The organism is Isoptericola sediminis (genome assembly GCF_013085345.1).
In the GTDB taxonomy this organism is placed as follows: Bacteria; Actinomycetota; Actinomycetes; order Actinomycetales; family Cellulomonadaceae; genus Isoptericola; species Isoptericola sediminis.
In genome coordinates, this window is sequence record NZ_JABFAJ010000009.1 from 90,031 (window position 1) to 108,752 (window position 18,722).

Here is an 18,722-nt window from a genome sequence, read left to right on the forward strand (position 1 = left end):
CTGGTTCTCTGCCCGGGAGGTCCCGGACGAGCCTGGCCGAACGGATAGTTGCTGTGGTGGGGACCCGGCGCATACGTGTGTCACACCGCGGCCCCCACCGAGGAAGGTCTGTGCTTACTTGGCCTTCTCGAGGATCTCCACCAGGCGCCACCGCTTGGTCGCGGACAGCGGGCGGGTCTCCATGATGACGACGAGGTCGCCGCGGCCCGCGGTGTTCTCCTCGTCGTGCACCTTCACCTTGTTCGTGCGGCGCATGACCTTGCCGTAGAGCGGGTGCTTCTTGCGGTCCTCGACCTCGACGACGATGGTCTTCTCCATCTTGTCGCTGACGACGTAGCCGCGGCGCACCTTGCGGCTGGACCGCTCCTCGGTGGTCACCGTCTCGGTGTTCTCGCTCATCAGTGCCTCACTCACTCACGCTCGGGGCCGTACGGATGCCGAGCTCGCGCTCCCGCAGGACCGTGTAGATCCGCGAGATGTCGCGCTTGACCGCCTTGAGGCGGCCGTGCGACTCGAGCTGGCCGGTGGCGGCCTGGAAGCGAAGGTTGAAGAGCTCTTCCTTCTGCTCCTTGAGCTTCGCGACGAGGGTCTCGTCGTCGAAGCCGTCGAGGTCGGCGGGGGCCAGGCCCTGGGTACCGATAGCCATCAGTTCGCACCACCTTCGCGCACCACGAAACGGCACTTCATCGGAAGCTTGTGCATCGCGCGGCGCAGGGCCTCGCGTGCCAAGTCCTCGGGGACGCCGGCCAGCTCGAAGACGATGCGGCCGGGCTTGACGTTGGCGACCCACCACTCGGGCGAGCCCTTGCCGGAACCCATGCGGGTCTCAGCCGGCTTCTTGGTCAGCGGGCGGTCCGGGAAGACGTTGATCCAGACCTTGCCGCCTCGCTTGATGTGGCGGGTCATCGCGATACGAGCAGCCTCGATCTGGCGGTTCGTGACGTAGGCGGGCTCGAGAGCCTGGATGCCGTAGTCGCCGAAGGAGATCGTGGTGCCACCCTTGGCCACGCCGGAGCGCTTCGGGTGGTGCTGCTTGCGGTGCTTGAGCCTGCGCGGGATCAGCATGACTCAGGCCTCCGTTCCGGACTCGGGGGCCGCGGCCTGGTCGGCCGGGGCCGGCGCGTCGGACGCCTCGGCAGCGTTCTGCTGCCTCGGCTGCGACGGACGCTCGTTGCGGTCGTTGCGACGACCACCACGACGCTCGCCACCACGGCCACGGCCCTGGCGGGGCGCGGCGGCCGCCTGCTGTGCGGCGAACTCCTTCTCGGTGAGGTCGCCCTTGTAGATCCAGACCTTCACGCCGATGCGACCGAAGGTGGTGCGGGCCTCGAAGAAGCCGTAGTCGATGTTCGCGCGCAGGGTGTGCAGCGGCACGCGCCCCTCGCGGTAGAACTCCGACCGGCTCATCTCGGCGCCGCCGAGACGGCCCGAGACCTGGACCCGGATGCCCTTCGCGCCGGCACGCTGCGCGGACTGGATGCCCTTGCGCATGGCGCGACGGAAGGAGACGCGGCTCGCCAGCTGCTCGGCGATGCCCTGCGCGACGAGCTGCGCGTCGATCTCGGCGTTCTTGACCTCGAGGATGTTGAGCTGGACCTGCTTGCCCGTGAGCTTCTCAAGCTCGCCGCGGATGCGGTCGGCCTCGGCGCCGCGACGGCCGATGACGATGCCCGGACGCGCCGTGTGGATGTCCACACGGACGCGGTCACGCGTGCGCTCGATCTCGACCTTGGCGATACCGGCCCGCTCGAGACCGGTGCTCATGAGCTTGCGGATCTCGACGTCCTCGCGGACGTAGTCGCGGTACCGCTGACCAGGCTTGGTGCTGTCGGCGAACCAGCGCGACCGGTGGTCGGTGGTGATGCCGAGGCGGTACCCGTGCGGGTGAATCTTCTGCCCCACTATCGGGCCCCTTCCTTCTGCTCGCGCGGTGCGACGACCACGGTGATGTGGCTGGTGCGCTTGAGGATGCGGCTGGCACGCCCCTGCGCACGGGGGCGGAACCGCTTGAGGGTCGGGCCCTCGTCCACGTACGCCATCGAGACCACGTAGTCGGCCTCGTCGAAGCGCTCGTTCGCGCGGTCGGCCTTCACCCGTGCGTTGGCCACAGCGGACTCGACCACCTTGCGGACGGGCTCGCTCGCCGCCTGCGGCGCGAACTTCAGCACCGCGACGGCCTCAGCGGCCTGCTTGCCACGGATGAGGTCGACGACGCGCCGGGCCTTCATGGGCGTGACACGGACGAACCGCGCCTGCGCCTTGGCTTCCATTGCTGTCCTGCTTCCTTTTCTCAGACAGTCCGAGTCGCTACCGACTGACCGGGGTCAGCGGCGGCGACCCTTCCTGTCGTCCTTCACGTGGCCGCGGAACATCCGCGTGGGGGCGAACTCGCCCAGCTTGTGACCCACCATGGCCTCGGTCACGAAGACCGGGACGTGCTTGCGACCGTCGTGGACGGCGAAGGTGTGGCCGAGGAAGTCGGGCGTGATGACCGACCGGCGGGACCACGTCTTGATGACGTTCTTGGTCCCCTTCTCGTTCTGAGCGTCCACCTTCTTCTGCAGGTGGTCGTCGACGAAGGGGCCCTTCTTCAGGCTACGAGGCATCTGTCAGGCTCCTTTTCAGCGCTTCTTGCCGGTGCGACGACGGCGGACGATCAGCTTGTCGCTGGGCTTGTTCGGACGACGGGTCCGGCCCTCGGGCTGGCCCCAGGGGCTCACCGGGTGGCGGCCACCGGAGGTGCGGCCCTCGCCACCACCGTGCGGGTGGTCGACGGGGTTCATCACGACACCGCGGACGGTCGGGCGGACGCCCTTCCACCGCATGCGGCCGGCCTTGCCCCAGTTGATGTTCGACTGCTCGGCGTTGCCGACCCAGCCGATCGTGGCGCGGCAGCGCAGGTCCACGTTCCGGATCTCGCCGGACGGCATGCGCAGCTGGCCGTAGGGGCCGTCCTTCGCGACGAGCTGGACCGAAGCGCCCGCGGAGCGGGCGATCTTCGCGCCGCCACCGGGGCGGAGCTCGACGGCGTGGATGACGGTACCCGTCGGGATGTTGCGCAGCGGCAGGTTGTTGCCGGGCTTGATGTCGGCGCCGGGGCCGGCCTCGACGGTGTCACCCTGCGCGAGCTTGTTCGGCGCGATGATGTAGCGCTTCGTGCCGTCCGCGTAGTGCAGGAGCGCGATGCGCGCCGTGCGGTTCGGGTCGTACTCGATGTGCGCGACCTTCGCCGGCACGCCGTCCTTGTCGTGACGACGGAAGTCGATCACGCGGTAGGCGCGCTTGTGGCCACCGCCCTTGTGCCGGGTGGTGATCCGGCCGGAGCTGTTGCGGCCGCCGGTCTTGGACAGCGGACGAACCAGCGACTTCTCCGGCTCCGAACGGGTGACCTCGACGAAGTCGGCGACGCTCGAGCCGCGGCGGCCGGGCGTCGTCGGCTTGTGCTTACGGATTCCCATGGAAGTAGTCCTCGATCTGCTCTCGTGCGGCTCAGCCGACCGGACCGCCGAAGATGTCGATCGACCCCTCGCGGAGGGTGACGATCGCACGCTTCGTGTCCTTGCGCTTGCCCAGGCCGAAGCGCGTACGACGCGCCTTGCCCTTGCGGTTGATCGTGTTCACCGAGGCGACCTTCACGCCGAAGACCTTCTCGACCGCGATCTTGATCTCGGTCTTGTTGGCGTCCGGGTCCACGACGAAGGTGTACTTGCCCTCGTCGAGGAGGTTGTAGGACTTCTCGGAGACGACCGGCGCGATCAGGATGTCGCGCGGGTCCTTCGTCACGGCGGTCACTTGGTGGCCTCCTTCTCGGACGCGGCCTCGGTCTCGGTCGCGACGGCCTTGGCCGACTTGCCCGTCGCCGGGCCGGCCAGGAACGCCTCGAGCGCACCGGAGGTGAAGACGACGTCGTCGGAGACGAGGACGTCGTAGGTGTTGAGCTGGTCCGCGGTCAGCAGGTGGACCTGCTCCAGGTTCCGCAGCGACTTGATGGTCAGCTCGTCCGAACGCTCCGTGACGACCAGCACGTGCGTGCGGTCGGTGAGCGCCGAGATCGTGCCGAGCGCGGCCTTCGTCGACGGCTTGTCGTCGATGCCGAACCCGGAGACCACGTGGACGCGGCCGGCGCGGGCACGGTCGGAGAGGGCACCGCGCAGGGCGGCGGCCTTCATCTTCTTCGGCGTGCGCTGGTCGTACTTGCGCGGCTGCGGGCCGTGGACGGTGCCACCACCGGCGAACTGCGGGGCGCGGATCGAACCCTGGCGGGCGCGACCGGTGCCCTTCTGCTTGTAGGGCTTCTTGCCACCGCCGCGCACGTCGGCGCGGGTCTTGGTGGCGGCCGTCCCCTGGCGGGAGGCCGCGCGCTGCGCGACGACCACCTGGTGGATCAGCGGGACGTTCGTGGCGACGTCGAACACCTCGGCGGGGAGCTCGGCGGTGCCGGCCTTCTTGCCCGTGGCGTCGAGCACGTCGACGGTCAGGTTAGCCATCGGTCTCAGGCTCCCTTCGCGGCGGTACGGACGAGGACGATGCCGCCCTTGGGGCCCGGGACCGCGCCCGTGACGAGCAGCAGACCCTTCTCCGCGTCGACCGCGTGGACGGTCAGGTTCTGGACGGTCTTGCGGGCGTTGCCCATGCGACCGGCCATCCGCATGCCGCGGAAGACGCGCGAGGGCGTGGCGGCGCCACCGATCGAACCCGGCTTGCGGTGGTTGCGGTGCGCACCGTGGGAGGCACCCACACCGGAGAAGCCGTGGCGCTTCATGACACCGGCGGTGCCCTTGCCCTTGGTGGTGCCGACGACGTCGACCAGCACGCCGGCCTCGAAGGCCTCGGCGGTGATCTCCTGGCCGAGCGTGTACTCGGCGGAGTCGTCGGTACGGATCTCGGCCACGTGACGGCGCGGCGTGACGCCGGCCTTCTCGAAGTGGCCCTTGAGCGGCTTGGTGACCTTGCGCGGGTCGATCTGGCCGGCGGCGAGCTGGACGGCCGCGTAGCCGTCGGAGTCCGCGTTGCGGACCTGCGTCACCACGTTGGTGGGGACGGCCACGACGGTGACCGGGACGAGCTTGCCGTCCTCGTTCCACGTCTGCGTCATGCCGAGCTTGGTGCCGAGCACCGCGGTCACGTTCTTCTGCTGGTTGGTCATGATCTCTTCCAGCCTCAGAGCTTGATCTCGATGTTCACGTCGGCCGGCAGGTCGATGCGCATCAGCGAGTCGACAGCCTTCGGCGTGGGGTCGATGATGTCGATCAGCCGCTTGTGAGTACGCATCTCGAAGTGCTCACGGCTGTCCTTGTACTTGTGAGGCGACCGGATGACGGTGAAGACGTTCTTCTCCGTCGGCAGCGGCACCGGGCCCACGACCGTCGCACCAGCGCGAGTGACCGTGTCGACGATCTTGCGCGCCGAGCTGTCGATCACCTCGTGGTCGTAGGACTTGAGCCGGATGCGGATCTTCTGTCCCGCCATGGCGTCGTCTGACTCTCTCTCTCGAACCGCTACTGTCCGACCCCCGCGCTCGGGCGTGTCGCTTTGTGCGACAGAACCGTGCGCATACCTGTGCGGCATGGGGGCCGTGGGTGTGGCCCGCGGTGCGGGCCACGACGTATGCCAAGCCTGTCGAAGACATGTGTCCGTGGGGCGCTCGTGCGCGTCGACAGCCGGCATCCCACGACTCCCCCGGGGGGAGGTCGCGCCCGACGCCACCGCGGACCAGAGGTCCCGGCGGCACCGTGGTGCTACACACTGTTCGACACGAGAAAGAACGCGCCCGTGACAGGCAACTTGTACATCTTGCCATACGAGGAGCCGGGAAACCAACCCCCCGTACTGTGACGCCGGACGCATCCGAGGCCCGGACCCGCGCGGGGCCCGGGCCTCGGAGGACCGGCGGAGCCTAGGGCTCCGGGATCACCAGGTGATCAGCAGATCACTTGAGGATCTTGGTGACACGGCCGGAACCGACCGTGCGGCCACCCTCGCGGATGGCGAAGCCGAGGCCCTCCTCCATGGCGATCGGCTGGATCAGCTCGACCGTCATGTCGGTGTTGTCGCCCGGCATGACCATCTCGGTGCCCTCGGGCAGCTCGATGACACCGGTGACGTCCGTGGTCCGGAAGTAGAACTGCGGACGGTAGTTCGAGTAGAACGGGTTGTGACGGCCGCCCTCGTCCTTGGCCAGGATGTAGACCTGGGCCTCGAAGTTGGTGTGCGGGGTGATCGAACCCGGCTTCACGACGACCTGACCGCGCTCGACGTCCTCACGCTTGAGACCGCGCAGCAGCAGACCGGTGTTGTCGCCCGCCTGGGCCTGGTCCATCTGCTTGTGGAAGGTCTCGATACCGGTGACGGTCGTCTTCTGCGGCGAACGGATGCCGACGATCTCGACCTCGGAGTTGATGTCGAGCGAGCCACGCTCCACCTTGCCGGTGACGACGGTGCCGCGACCGGTGATGGTGAAGACGTCCTCGATCGGCATGAGGAACGGCTTGTCGAGGTCACGCTGCGGCTCGGGGACGTTCTCGTCCACGGCCTCCATGAGCTCGAGGACCTTCTTGGTCCACTCGGGGTCGCCCTCGAGGGCCTTGAGGCCGGAGACGCGGATGACCGGGGCGTTGTCGCCGTCGAAGTCCTGCGACGACAGCAGCTCGCGGACCTCCATCTCGACGAGCTCGAGGAGCTCCTCGTCCTCGACCATGTCGGACTTGTTCAGCGCGACGAGCAGGTACGGGACGCCGACCTGGCGGGCCAGGAGGACGTGCTCGCGGGTCTGCGCCATCGGACCGTCGGTCGCGGCGACCACGAGGATCGCGCCGTCCATCTGGGCGGCACCGGTGATCATGTTCTTGATGTAGTCGGCGTGACCCGGCGCGTCGACGTGCGCGTAGTGACGGTTCGGCGTCTCGTACTCGATGTGCGCGATGTTGATCGTGATACCGCGCTGCTTCTCCTCCGGCGCGGCGTCGATCTCGTCGAAGGCGCGGAGCTGGTTCGCCGGCAGGTCCGGGTACGTCTCCGCGAGGGTCTTCGAGATCGCGGCGGTCAGCGTCGTCTTACCGTGGTCGACGTGACCGATCGTGCCGATGTTGACGTGCGGCTTGGTCCGCTCGAACTTGGCCTTAGCCACTGGGTCCTCCTGGGACTTGGGTAGATGTTCCGAACGATTGCGAGTGTCGGCCGATCAAGCCTAACCCTCGGGGCGTTGCGGTTTCCTACAGGTTGATGGTTGTGCAGGTGTTCGACCTGTGGGGACTCACTCGCCCCGGGTCTTCTTGATGATCTCGTCAGCCACGGCCTTGGGGACCTCGGCGTAGCTGTCGAACTGCATCGAGTACACGGCGCGGCCCTGCGTCTTGGAACGCAGGTCACCGATGTACCCGAACATCTCGCTCAACGGTACCTGGGCGCGCACGACCTTGACGCCGGTCGCGTCCTCCATGGACTGGATCAGTCCACGCCGCGAGTTGATGTCGCCGATGACGTCGCCCATGTACTCCTCGGGCGTACGGACCTCGACGGCCATGACGGGCTCGAGCAGGACCGGGTCGGCCCGCTTGACGCCCTCCTTGAACACCATGGAGCCGGCGATCTTGAACGCCATCTCCGAGGAGTCGACGTCGTGGTACGCACCGTCGAGGAGCGTGGCCTTGACGCCGACGACCGGGAAGCCGGCCAGGACACCCTGCTGCATGGCCGCCTGGATACCGGCGTCCACCGACGGGATGTACTCGCGCGGCACACGACCACCGGTGACCTCGTTGGCGAACTCGTACAGCTCGCCCTCGGCGGTGGTCTCCAGCGGCTCGAAGTTCACGATGACCTTCGCGAACTGACCCGAACCACCGGTCTGCTTCTTGTGCGTGTAGTCGATCTTCTCCGCCTTGCGACGGATCGTCTCGCGGTACGCGACCTGCGGCTTGCCGACGTTGGCCTCGACCTTGAACTCGCGCTTCATGCGGTCCACGAGGATGTCCAGGTGGAGCTCGCCCATACCGCCGATGACGGTCTGGCCGGTCTCCTCGTCCAGCTTGACGCGGAACGTCGGGTCCTCGTCGGCGAGCTTCTGGATCGCCGTCGAGAGCTTCTCCTGGTCGGCCTTCGTCTTCGGCTCGATCGCGACGTCGATGACCGGCTCGGGGAAGGTCATCGACTCGAGGATGACCGGCGCCTCGGGCGCGCTCAGGGTGTCACCGGTGGTGACGTCCTTGAGCCCGATGAAGGCGTAGATGTGACCGGCCTGCGCCTCGGGGACGGGGTTCTCCTTGTTGGAGTGCATCTGGAAGAGCTTCCCGATGCGCTCCTTCTTCCCCTTGGTGGTGTTGAGCACCTGGGCGCCCTGCTCCACCTTGCCCGAGTACACGCGGACGTAGGTCAGCTTGCCGAAGAACGGGTGCACGGCGACCTTGAACGCCAGGGCCGAGAACGGCTCCGTGGCGTCCGCGTGACGCTCGATGACCTTCTCCTCGTCCTTGACGTCGTGGCCCTGGACGGCCGGGACGTCGAACGGGGAGGGCAGGTAGTCGATCACGGCGTCGAGCATGGGCTGCACGCCCTTGTTCTTGAACGCCGAGCCGCACAGCACCGGGAAGGCCTCGGAGTTGACCGTCATCTTGCGGATGCCGGACTTGATCTCGTCGACCGTCAGCTCTTCGCCGCCGAGGTACTTCTCGAGGAGGTCCTCGTCGGACTCCGCGACGGACTCGATGAGCTCGTTGCGGTACTCCTCGGCCTTGGCCTGGAGGTCCGCCGGGATCTCCTCGACCTCGTAGGTCTCGCCCAGCTGGGTCTCGCCGTGCCAGACCAGCGCCTTCATGGTCAGCAGGTCGACGACGCCGATGAAGTCGTTCTCGGCGCCGATCGGGAGCTGGAGCACGAGCGGCTTGGCCTTGAGGCGCTCGACGATCGTCTTCACCGTGAAGTAGAAGTCGGCACCCAGCTTGTCCATCTTGTTGACGAAGCAGATGCGCGGCACGTCGTACTTGTCGGCCTGGCGCCAGACGGTCTCCGACTGGGGCTCGACGCCCTCCTTGCCGTCGAAGACGGCGACGGCGCCGTCCAGGACGCGCAGCGAGCGCTCCACCTCGACCGTGAAGTCGACGTGGCCCGGGGTGTCGATGATGTTGATCTGGTTGTCGTTCCAGTAGCACGACGTCGCGGCGGACGTGATCGTGATGCCGCGCTCCTGCTCCTGCTCCATCCAGTCCATCGTCGACGCACCGTCGTGCGTCTCACCGATCTTGTAGTTCACACCCGTGTAGTACAGGATGCGCTCGGTGGTGGTGGTCTTGCCGGCATCGATGTGAGCCATGATGCCGATGTTGCGGACCTTCTTCAGGTCGGTCAGCACGTCGAGTGCCACGGTGTCTTACCCCTCGGGTCAGTGGGACGTCGGAAACCGGTGCCGGAGGCCGGCCGGCAGCCGGATCCGGGTGCGGCTGACGACCCCGGGGAGCTCCCCGAGGTCGTCAGCACGCATCACCAACGGTAGTGCGCGAAGGCCTTGTTGGACTCGGCCATCTTGTGCATGTCCTCGCGACGCTTGACCGCGGCACCCAGGCCGTTCGACGCGTCGAGGATCTCGTTCATGAGTCGCTCGGTCATCGTCTTCTCGCGGCGGGCCCGCGAGAAGTCGGTGAGCCACCGCAGGGCGAGCGTCGTGGAGCGCGAGGGGCGCACCTCGACCGGCACCTGGTAGGTCGCACCGCCGACGCGGCGGGAGCGGACCTCGAGAGCCGGGCGGACGTTCTCCAGCGCGCGCTTGAGAACGACGACCGGGTCCTGGTCGGTCTTGGTACGCACACCCTCGAGGGCGCCGTACACGATCGCCTCGGCGGTGGACTTCTTGCCGTCGAGCAGGACCTTGTTGATCAGCTGCGTGACGATGGGCGACCCGTAGACGGGGTCGACGATGAGCGGCCGCTTGGGGGCCGGACCCTTGCGGGGCATCAGGCCTTCTCCTTCTTCGCGCCGTACCGGGAACGTGCCTGCTGGCGGCCCTTGACACCCTGGGTGTCGAGCGCGCCACGCACGATCTTGTAGCGGACACCGGGGAGGTCCTTCACACGACCACCGCGGACGAGCACGATGGAGTGCTCCTGGAGGTTGTGGCCGACACCGGGGATGTAGGCGGTGACCTCGATGCCGGAGGAGAGCTTCACACGCGCAACCTTGCGGAGCGCCGAGTTCGGCTTCTTGGGGGTGGTGGTGTACACACGGGTGCACACGCCGCGCCGCTGCGGGGAACCCTTGAGCGCCGGAGTCTTCGACTTCCCGGCCTTCGAGGTCCGGCCCTTGCGGACGAGCTGCTGGATCGTAGGCACTACGTCTCCGTCGTCTCTCGAGCTCTCGAGGACCGTCGTCCGGCCCTCGACTGGTGGTCTGTACTGGCTTGTGCGCGCCGATCGCATGCGGCACCCGCGGCCCTCACGGACCGCCACGCCACGTACCACCGGCTCGATGGCCCGGGGTGCGCCCACGATCCTCATGGAGGAGCGGGCGTTCGTCCCGGGATGCTCGTGCGATCGTCGGCGGCGTGTTCGTCGGGTCGTCCGGACAGAAGCTCGGAGGACCCTCGGGATGCACGGCGCGACGGCACGGGCACGGCTTCCAAGATTACCCGCGGAAGCAAGCGGGGTCAAAGGATGAGACGAGGGCGGCACTGTGACCTCCGTCGCCCACCCGCACGCCGCGCCGCCGCCCCGGCACCCGCGGGATGCCGGCCCACGGCCGCCGGGTCGTACCCCGCGTCGCCCCGTCGTACCCGGCGGGTACGACGGGGCGACGGCCCGTACGACCGCGCGGGCCGAGGTGGCCGGTCGGGTCGGGTGGTCGATCGGGACGGGCCGCCCGGGGCGGGACGCGGGAAGGCCCCGCCGTCGCGCCTCGCGGCACGACGATGGGGCCTCTCCGTCGAACAGGATCAGCGGAAGTCGCCGAAGTCCAGGTCCTCCAGCGGGATCGCCTCGCCCGAGCCCATGCCGAGCGTCGGGAAGTCGATCTCGTCGTAGCCGAAGCTCGGGTAGAGCTCCGCCTTGGCCTGCTCGGTCGGCTCGACCTCGATGTTCCGGTAGCGGGACAGCCCCGTACCGGCCGGGATGAGCTTACCGATGATGACGTTCTCCTTGAGGCCCAGCAGCGGGTCACGACGCCCGCTCATCGCCGCCTCGGTGAGCACCCGGGTGGTCTCCTGGAAGGAGGCCGCCGAGAGCCACGAGTCGGTGGCGAGCGAGGCCTTCGTGATACCCATCAGCTCCGGACGGCCGGCGGCCGGCTGGCCACCCTCCGCCACGGCCGCACGGTTGGCGTCCTCGAAGCGGACACGCTCCGCGAGCTCACCGGGCAGCAGGTCGGAGTCACCGGCGTCCAGCACGGTCACGCGACGCAGCATCTGGCGCACGATGACCTCGATGTGCTTGTCGTGGATGTCCACGCCCTGCGACCGGTAGGTCTCCTGGACCGCGTCCACGAGCTGCTTCTGCGCGGCGCGCGGGCCGAGGATGCGCAGCACCTTCTTCGGGTCCACGGCGCCCTGCACCAGCTGGGTACCGACCGCGACGTGGTCGCCGTCGGCGATCAGCAGGCGCGCACGCTTGGTGACCGGGTACCGGATCTCCTCGCCGCCGTCGTCCGGGGTGAGGACCAGGTGCCGCGTCCGCTCGGTGTCCTCGATGGCCACCCGACCGGTGTACTCGGCGATCGGCGCCTCACCCTTCGGGGTACGGGCCTCGAAGAGCTCGGTCACACGGGGCAGACCCTGCGTGATGTCGTCCGCGGAGGCGACACCACCGGTGTGGAAGGTACGCATCGTCAGCTGCGTGCCCGGCTCACCGATCGACTGCGCCGCGATGATGCCGACGGCCTCGCCGATGTCCACGAGCTTGCCCGTGGCCAGGGAGCGGCCGTAGCACTTGGCGCAGGTGCCGACGCGCGACTCGCAGGTCAGGACCGACCGGACCTTGACCTCCTCGATGCCGGCCGCGATCACCTGGTCGATGATCACGTCGCCCGCGTCGCTGCCCGGCTCCGCGAGGACCGTGCCGTCGGGGGCGACGACCTGCGTGGCGAAGGTGCGCGAGTAGATCGAGGTCTCCACGCGACCGTCCGGCACGAGCTGGTCGCCGATGCGCTCGGCGACCGGCAGCATCAGACCACGCTCGGTCCCGCAGTCCTCCTCGCGGATGATGACGTCCTGGGAGACGTCCACGAGACGACGGGTGAGGTAGCCGGAGTCCGCGGTACGCAGCGCCGTGTCGGCCAGACCCTTGCGGGCACCGTGCGAGGCGATGAAGTACTCGAGGACGGACAGACCCTCGCGGTAGTTGGACTTGATCGGGCGCGGGATGATCTCGCCCTTCGGGTTGGCCACCAGACCGCGCATACCGGCGATCTGACGCACCTGCATCCAGTTACCGCGCGCCCCGGAGGAGACCATCCGGTAGAGCGTGTTGCGGGTGTCGTTCTCGAGGTTGTCCCGCATGACGGCGGCGATCTTGTCGGTCGCCTGCGTCCAGATCTCGATGAGCTCCTGGCGACGCTCGTCGTCGGTGATGAGGCCCTTCTCGTACTGGCCCTGCACCTTCAGCGCACGCGCCTCGTGCTCGTCGAGGATCTCGTTCTTCTCCACGGGCATCGCCACGTCGGAGATCGAGATCGTCACGCCCGAACGCGTGGCCCACTTGTAGCCGGCGTCCTTGAGCGCGTCCAGCGACGTCGCGACGTCGACCTTCGGGTAGCGCTCGGCGAGGTCGTTGACGATCGCCGAGAGCTCCTTCTTGCCGACGACCTCGTTCTGGAACGGGTAGTCGGTCGGCAGCGCCTCGTTGAACAGCGTCCGGCCGAGGGTGGTCTCGAACAGCAGCTGCTGGCCGGGCTCCCAGCCCTCGGGGGCCTCGAAGCCGTGGCGCGGCGGCACCAGGTCGGACATGCGCATCTTGATCGACGCGTTGATGTCCAGCTCGCCCCGGTCGAAGGCCATGATGGCCTCCGCCTGGGTGCCGAAGACGCGACCCTCACCGACGGCACCGGGCCGCTCGGCCGTCAGGTGGTGCAGACCGATGATCATGTCCTGCGACGGCATGGTCACCGGACGGCCGTCCGACGGCTTGAGGATGTTGTTGCTCGAGAGCATGAGGATGCGGGCCTCGGCCTGCGCCTCCGCGCTCAGCGGCAGGTGGACCGCCATCTGGTCACCGTCGAAGTCGGCGTTGAACGCGCCGCACACGAGCGGGTGCAGGTGGATGGCCTTGCCCTCGACGAGCTGCGGCTCGAACGCCTGGATGCCCAGACGGTGCAGCGTGGGCGCACGGTTGAGCAGCACCGGGTGCTCGGTGATGACCTCTTCGAGGACGTCCCACACCACGGGGCGGGTGCGCTCGACCATGCGCTTGGCCGACTTGATGTTCTGGGCGTGGTTGAGCTCGACCAGACGCTTCATGACGAACGGCTTGAACAGCTCGAGCGCCATCTGCTTCGGCAGACCGCACTGGTGCAGCTTGAGCTGCGGGCCGACCACGATGACCGAACGGCCCGAGTAGTCGACGCGCTTGCCGAGCAGGTTCTGACGGAACCGGCCCTGCTTGCCCTTGAGCATGTCGGAGATCGACTTCAGCGGGCGGTTGCCCGGCCCGGTGACCGGACGGCCACGGCGGCCGTTGTCGAACAGCGAGTCGACGGCCTCCTGCAGCATCCGCTTCTCGTTGTTGACGATGATCTCCGGCGCGCCCAGGTCCAGGAGCCGCTTGAGGCGGTTGTTCCGGTTGATGACGCGGCGGTACAGGTCGTTCAGGTCCGACGTCGCGAAGCGGCCACCGTCGAGCTGCACCATCGGGCGCAGGTCCGGCGGGATGACCGGCACGGCGTCGAGCACCATGGCCGTCGGCGAGTTCGTCGTCGTCAGGAACGCGTTGACGACCTTGAGCCGCTTGAGGGCACGGGTCTTGCGCTGGCCCTTGCCGCTGCGGATGGTCTCGCGCAGCGACTCGGCCTCGGCGTCCAGGTCGAAGCTCTCCAGACGCTTCTGGATCGCCTGGGCACCCATGGCGCCCTCGAAGTACGTGCCGTAGCGGTCCACGAGCTGCCGGTACAGCATCTCGTCGCCCTCGAGGTCGGCGACCTTGAGGTTCTTGAACCGGTCCCAGACCTGCTCGAGGCGGTCCAGCTCCTGGTCGGCACGCTTGCGCAGCTGCGCCATCTCGCGCTCGGCGGCGTCGCGGACCTTGCGGCGCGCGTCCGCCTTGGCACCCTCGGCCTCGAGCTCGGCGAGCTCGCTCTCGAGCTTGGTGGCACGGATGTTGATGTCGTTGTCGCGGCGGTCGGTGATCTCCTTCTTCTCCAGGTCGATCTCGTTCTGGAGGTTCGGGAGGTCTTCCTGGCGGGCCTCGTCGTCGACCCACGTGATCATGTAGGCCGCGAAGTAGATGACCTTCTCCAGGTCCTTCGGCGCGAGGTCGAGCAGGTAGCCCAGGCGGGACGGCACACCCTTGAAGAACCAGATGTGCGTGACCGGGGCGGCCAGCTCGATGTGGCCCATGCGCTCACGGCGCACCTTGGAGCGGGTGACCTCCACGCCGCAGCGCTCGCAGATGATCCCCTTGAAGCGCACGCGCTTGTACTTGCCGCAGTAGCACTCCCAGTCCCGGGTGGGGCCGAAGATCTTCTCGCAGAAGAGCCCGTCCTTCTCCGGCTTCAGGGTGCGGTAGTTGATGGTCTCGGGCTTCTTCACCTCACCGTGCGACCAGGAACGGATGTCGTCGACCGTGGCCAGGCCGATACGCAGCTCGTCGAAGACGTTGACGTCGAGCAAGATGTCCTACTTCCTCAAAGCTTTTCGGATGATTCCGTGGATCAGCTGGTCGCTGGATCAGATCTCGTCGACGGTGGTCGCCGAGTTCGGGCGGCGGGAGAGGTCGATGCCGAGCTCCTCCGCAGCGCGGTACACCTCGTCGTCGGACTCCTTCATCTCGATCGAGGAGCCGTCGCTGGACAGCACCTCGACGTTCAGGCAGAGCGACTGCATCTCCTTGAGGAGGACCTTGAAGGACTCCGGGATGCCCGAGTCGGGGATGTTCTCGCCCTTGACGATCGCCTCGTAGACCTTGACGCGGCCCGGGATGTCGTCGGACTTGATCGTGAGCAGCTCCTGGAGGGTGTACGCGGCGCCGTACGCCTCGAGCGCCCACACCTCCATCTCGCCGAAGCGCTGACCGCCGAACTGCGCCTTACCACCGAGCGGCTGCTGGGTGATCATCGAGTACGGGCCGGTCGAGCGCGCGTGGATCTTGTCGTCGACCAGGTGGTGGAGCTTCAGGATGTACATGTAGCCCACCGCGACCGGGTCCGGGAACGGCTCACCGGAACGACCGTCGAACAGCGGCGCCTTGCCGTCCAGGCCGACCATGCGGTCGCCGTCGCGGTTCGGCAGCGTGGTCGAGATCAGACCGCGGAGCTCGTGCTCCTCGAGACCGTCGAACACCGGCGTCGCCACCGGGCGGCCGGGCTCGGAGGTGCGCGCGTGCTCGGGCAGCTCGTCGCGCCACTCGAGGTCGTCGCCCTCGGCCAGCTCGACGTCCCAGCCACGGCTGGCGACCCAGCCGAGGTGCGTCTCGAGGACCTGCCCGACGTTCATACGACCGGGCACACCGAGCGGGTTCAGCACGATGTCCACCGGGGTGCCGTCCGGCAGGAACGGCATGTCCTCCTGCGGCAGGATCTTCGCGATGACGCCCTTGTTGCCGTGACGGCCGGCGAGCTTGTCACCGACGGTGATCTTGCGGCGCTGGGCGATGTAGACCCGCACGAGCTGGTTCACGCCGGCGGGCAGCTCGTCGCCGTCCTCCCGGTTGAACTCGCGCACGCCGATGACGGTGCCGGACTCGCCGTGCGGCACCTTCAGGGAGGTGTCGCGCACCTCGCGCGCCTTCTCGCCGAAGATCGCGCGCAGCAGGCGCTCCTCGGGGGTCAGCTCGGTCTCACCCTTGGGGGTGACCTTGCCGACCAGCACGTCGCCGGCGCCGACCTCGGCACCGATGCGGATGATGCCGCGCTCGTCGAGGTCGGCCAGGACGTCCTCGGAGACGTTCGGGATGTCCCGGGTGATCTCCTCGGGCCCGAGCTTGGTGTCGCGGGCGTCGACCTCGTGCTCCTCGATGTGGATCGAGGACAGCACGTCGTCCTCCACGAGGCGCTGCGACAGGATGATCGCGTCCTCGTAGTTGTGGCCCTCCCACGACATGAACGCCACGAGCAGGTTGCGGCCGAGCGCGAGGTCGCCCTCGTCGGTGGCCGGGCCGTCGGCCAGCACGGAGCCGACCTCGACCCGCTGGCCGGCGTCGACGAGCACGCGCTGGTTGTAGTTGGTGCCCTGGTTCGAGCGGCGGAACTTGGCGACCCGGTAGGTGGTCGTCGTCGCGTCGTCGTTCTCGACCGTGATGAGGTCCGCCGACACCTGGGTGACGACACCCGGCTTGGTCGCGACGATGACGTCGCCGGCGTCGATCGCGGCGCGACGCTCCATGCCGGTGCCGACCAGCGGCGCCTCGGAGCGCACGAGCGGCACGGCCTGACGCTGCATGTTGGCGCCCATGAGCGCACGGTTGGCGTCGTCGTGCTCGAGGAACGGGATGAGCGCGGTCGCGACCGAGACCATCTGCCGCGGGGAGACGTCCATGTAGTCGACGTCGGACGCCGGGACGTCGTCGGTCTCGCCGCCCTTGGTGCGGACCAGGACGCGGTCGAAGGCGAAGGAGCCGTCGTCGTTCAGCGTCGTGTTCGCCTGGGCGATGACGTAGCTGTCCTCGTCGTCCGCGGTGAGGTAGACGACCTCGTCGGTGACCTTGCCGGCCACGACCTTGCGGTACGGCGTCTCGATGAAGCCGAAGGCGTTGATCCGGCCGAACGAGGCCAGCGAGCCGATCAGACCGATGTTCGGGCCTTCGGGCGTCTCGATCGGGCACATGCGGCCGTAGTGCGACGGGTGGACGTCGCGGACCTCCATGCCGGCGCGGTCACGGGACAGACCGCCCGGACCCAGCGCCGACAGACGCCGCTTATGCGTCAGACCGGCGAGCGGGTTGTTCTGGTCCATGAACTGCGACAGCTGAGAGGTGCCGAAGAACTCGCGGATCGAGGCCACGACGGGACGGATGTTGATCAGGGTCTGCGGCGTGATCGCCTCGACGTCCTGGGTCGTCATCCGCTCGCGGACCACGCGCTCCATGCGGGACAGGCCCGTGCGGACCTGGTTCTGGATGAGCTCGCCGACCGCGCGGATGCGGCGGTTGCCGAAGTGGTCGATGTCGTCGGTCTCGACGCGCACGTCGTGCGGCTGCCCGTCCCGCGTGCCCGGGATCGAGGTCTTGTCGGCGTGCAGCGCGGCGAGGTACTTGATGGTCGCGACGACGTCGGCCAGGGACAGCGTGCTCTCGTCCAGCTCGGCCGTGACGCCGACCTTCTTGTTCAGCTTGTACCGGCCGACCTTCGCGAGGTCGTAGCGCTTCGGGTTGAAGTAGAAGTTCTCCACCAGCGCACGACCGGCCTCGACCGTCGGCGGCTCACCCGGACGGATCTTGCGGTACAGGTCCACCAGGGCCTCGTCCTGGGTGTGGACGTGGTCCTTCTCCAGGGTGTCGAGGATCGTCGGGAAGTCGCCGAACTCCTCGCGGATCTCGGACTCGGTCATCCCGAGCGCCTTGAGCAGCACAGTGACGGGCTGCTTGCGCTTGCGGTCGACGCGCACGCCGACGGCGTCGCGCTTGTCGATCTCGAACTCGAGCCAGGCACCGCGCGACGGGATGATCTTCGCGGAGAAGACGTCCTTGTCGCTGGTCTTGTCCGGCGTGCGCTCGAAGTAGACGCCCGGCGAGCGGACGAGCTGCGACACCACGACACGCTCGGTGCCGTTGATGACGAAGGTGCCGCGGTCGGTCATGAGCGGGAAGTCACCCATGAACACCGTCTGGCTCTTGATCTCACCCGTCGTGTAGTTGACGAACTCGGCCGTCACGAACAGCGGCGCCGAGTAGGTGAAGTCCTTCTCCTTGCACTCCTCCACCGTGTACTTCGGCGGCTCGAAGCGGTGGTTGGCGAAGGACAGGGACATCGACTGACCGAAGTCCTCGATCGGGGAGATCTCCTCGAAGATCTCCTCCAGACCGGAGGTACCAGGGACGTCGTGGCGTCCGGCCTCGATCGCGGCCTCGACCCGAGCTCGCCAGGACTCGTTGCCCAGCAGCCAGTCGAAGCTGTCGAGCTGGAGGCCGAGCAGGTCCGGCGCCTGAAGGGGCTCGTGGATCCGGCCGAACGAAAGTCGGCGGGAGGCGGTACGGTTCGCGATAGCGTCGGCGGACGGAGCAGAAGGGGTGCGCGAGGCAGCCAAGAGGGGTCCTTCCCTGCAGTTCGATGGCACGCTGTACGCTCAGTCGTGCCGCGGACGTCCGAACCGCGGGCGAGGAGACCGTCCCAGGGGTCACGACAGGTGACTCGGGAGGCGGGGTGTCATCGGCGGGGGGAACGTCTGGGCACAGGCGAGCGCAAAGCGCTAGCGTAGCCGAAACCTTCGGACTTGTCCACCCCGCGCCGGCACGCGAGCAGGACGTCCTCGGGTTCCGTCGGTTCTGAGGACGTTGTCTCGGTGGCCGCCATATGCCGCCCAAGAAACGGTGCCTCATCACGTTACTCCGCCGGGCACGAAGTCGCCAGACCCCTCGGACGAGCCGTGCGTCACACCG

General features: G+C 67.9%; 17 protein-coding genes. All 17 read right to left on the minus strand.

Going from position 1 to position 18,722, the window contains the following annotated elements:
* Positions 1-114: 114 nt before the first annotated feature.
* The 17 genes from rpsQ to rpoB all read right to left on the minus strand — a co-directional run bounded on the left by rpsQ (position 115) and on the right by rpoB (position 18,370).
* Positions 115-399 (minus strand): 30S ribosomal protein S17, encoded by a 285-nt coding sequence (rpsQ, locus tag HLI28_RS04990; RefSeq protein WP_171246403.1) that lies wholly within the window; start codon positions 397-399, stop codon positions 115-117.
* Between the two features lie 7 nt (positions 400-406).
* The gene (rpmC, locus tag HLI28_RS04995; RefSeq protein WP_246246410.1) at positions 407-646 is read right to left on the minus strand and encodes a 50S ribosomal protein L29; all 240 of its coding nucleotides are present in this window, start codon (positions 644-646) and stop codon (positions 407-409) included.
* A complete protein-coding gene (gene rplP / locus HLI28_RS05000) occupies positions 646-1,065 on the minus strand; it encodes a 50S ribosomal protein L16 (RefSeq protein ID WP_171246404.1) in 420 nt (139 codons plus the stop codon). The genes rpmC and rplP overlap by 1 nt, the downstream gene beginning before the upstream one ends.
* A gap of 3 nt (positions 1,066-1,068) precedes the next feature.
* The gene (rpsC, locus tag HLI28_RS05005) at positions 1,069-1,902 is read right to left on the minus strand and encodes a 30S ribosomal protein S3 (RefSeq protein ID WP_171246405.1); all 834 of its coding nucleotides are present in this window, start codon (positions 1,900-1,902) and stop codon (positions 1,069-1,071) included.
* Positions 1,902-2,270, minus strand: a complete 369-nt coding sequence (rplV, locus tag HLI28_RS05010; protein ID WP_171246406.1) for a 50S ribosomal protein L22 — start codon at positions 2,268-2,270, stop codon at positions 1,902-1,904. The genes rpsC and rplV overlap by 1 nt, the downstream gene beginning before the upstream one ends.
* A gap of 54 nt (positions 2,271-2,324) precedes the next feature.
* A complete protein-coding gene (gene rpsS / locus HLI28_RS05015) occupies positions 2,325-2,606 on the minus strand; it encodes a 30S ribosomal protein S19 (protein ID WP_171246407.1) in 282 nt (93 codons plus the stop codon).
* A 15-nt stretch (positions 2,607-2,621) separates the two neighbouring features.
* Positions 2,622-3,458, minus strand: coding sequence for a 50S ribosomal protein L2 (gene rplB, locus HLI28_RS05020; RefSeq protein ID WP_171246408.1), 837 nt, complete (start codon positions 3,456-3,458; stop codon positions 2,622-2,624).
* A 31-nt stretch (positions 3,459-3,489) separates the two neighbouring features.
* A complete protein-coding gene (gene rplW, locus HLI28_RS05025) occupies positions 3,490-3,792 on the minus strand; it encodes a 50S ribosomal protein L23 (protein ID WP_171246409.1) in 303 nt (100 codons plus the stop codon).
* Positions 3,789-4,487, minus strand: coding sequence for a 50S ribosomal protein L4 (rplD, locus tag HLI28_RS05030; RefSeq protein ID WP_171246410.1), 699 nt, complete (start codon positions 4,485-4,487; stop codon positions 3,789-3,791). The genes rplW and rplD overlap by 4 nt, the downstream gene beginning before the upstream one ends.
* A 5-nt stretch (positions 4,488-4,492) precedes the next feature.
* Positions 4,493-5,146 (minus strand): 50S ribosomal protein L3, encoded by a 654-nt coding sequence (rplC, locus tag HLI28_RS05035; protein ID WP_171246411.1) that lies wholly within the window; start codon positions 5,144-5,146, stop codon positions 4,493-4,495.
* A gap of 14 nt (positions 5,147-5,160) precedes the next feature.
* Positions 5,161-5,469 carry a 30S ribosomal protein S10 gene (rpsJ, locus tag HLI28_RS05040; protein ID WP_013837837.1) on the minus strand — a complete coding sequence of 103 codons (309 nt, stop codon included), beginning with the start codon at positions 5,467-5,469 and terminating at the stop codon, positions 5,161-5,163.
* A 460-nt stretch (positions 5,470-5,929) separates the two neighbouring features.
* Positions 5,930-7,126 carry an elongation factor Tu gene (gene tuf, locus HLI28_RS05045; protein WP_171246412.1) on the minus strand — a complete coding sequence of 399 codons (1,197 nt, stop codon included), beginning with the start codon at positions 7,124-7,126 and terminating at the stop codon, positions 5,930-5,932.
* A gap of 126 nt (positions 7,127-7,252) precedes the next feature.
* Positions 7,253-9,358, minus strand: coding sequence for an elongation factor G (fusA, locus tag HLI28_RS05050; RefSeq protein WP_171246413.1), 2,106 nt, complete (start codon positions 9,356-9,358; stop codon positions 7,253-7,255).
* Between the two features lie 116 nt (positions 9,359-9,474).
* Entirely contained in the window at positions 9,475-9,945 is a 471-nt protein-coding gene (gene rpsG, locus HLI28_RS05055) for a 30S ribosomal protein S7 (RefSeq protein ID WP_171246414.1), read from the minus strand.
* Entirely contained in the window at positions 9,945-10,319 is a 375-nt protein-coding gene (gene rpsL, locus HLI28_RS05060) for a 30S ribosomal protein S12 (RefSeq protein ID WP_106267324.1), read from the minus strand. Before rpsL ends, rpsG begins: the two co-directional genes overlap by 1 nt.
* A 599-nt stretch (positions 10,320-10,918) precedes the next feature.
* Entirely contained in the window at positions 10,919-14,800 is a 3,882-nt protein-coding gene (locus HLI28_RS05065) for a DNA-directed RNA polymerase subunit beta' (RefSeq protein WP_171246415.1), read from the minus strand.
* 57 nt (positions 14,801-14,857) lie between these two features.
* Positions 14,858-18,370, minus strand: coding sequence for a DNA-directed RNA polymerase subunit beta (rpoB, locus tag HLI28_RS05070; protein ID WP_171246416.1), 3,513 nt, complete (start codon positions 18,368-18,370; stop codon positions 14,858-14,860).
* Positions 18,371-18,722 lie beyond the last annotated feature (352 nt).

What these genes read in the sequence shown, in the direction of transcription:
- rpsQ (WP_171246403.1), bottom strand. Translation starts at nt 399, where the DNA reads ATGAGCGAGAACACCGAGACGGTGACCACCGAGGAGCGGTCCAGCCGC.
- rpmC (WP_246246410.1), bottom strand. Translation starts at nt 646, where the DNA reads ATGGCTATCGGTACCCAGGGCCTGGCCCCCGCCGACCTCGACGGCTTC.
- rplP (WP_171246404.1), bottom strand. Translation starts at nt 1,065, where the DNA reads ATGCTGATCCCGCGCAGGCTCAAGCACCGCAAGCAGCACCACCCGAAG.
- rplV (WP_171246406.1), bottom strand. Translation starts at nt 2,270, where the DNA reads ATGGAAGCCAAGGCGCAGGCGCGGTTCGTCCGTGTCACGCCCATGAAG.
- rpsS (WP_171246407.1), bottom strand. Translation starts at nt 2,606, where the DNA reads ATGCCTCGTAGCCTGAAGAAGGGCCCCTTCGTCGACGACCACCTGCAG.
- rplB (WP_171246408.1), bottom strand. Translation starts at nt 3,458, where the DNA reads ATGGGAATCCGTAAGCACAAGCCGACGACGCCCGGCCGCCGCGGCTCG.
- rplD (WP_171246410.1), bottom strand. Translation starts at nt 4,487, where the DNA reads ATGGCTAACCTGACCGTCGACGTGCTCGACGCCACGGGCAAGAAGGCC.
- rplC (WP_171246411.1), bottom strand. Translation starts at nt 5,146, where the DNA reads ATGACCAACCAGCAGAAGAACGTGACCGCGGTGCTCGGCACCAAGCTC.
- rpsJ (WP_013837837.1), bottom strand. Translation starts at nt 5,469, where the DNA reads ATGGCGGGACAGAAGATCCGCATCCGGCTCAAGTCCTACGACCACGAG.
- rpsG (WP_171246414.1), bottom strand. Translation starts at nt 9,945, where the DNA reads ATGCCCCGCAAGGGTCCGGCCCCCAAGCGGCCGCTCATCGTCGACCCC.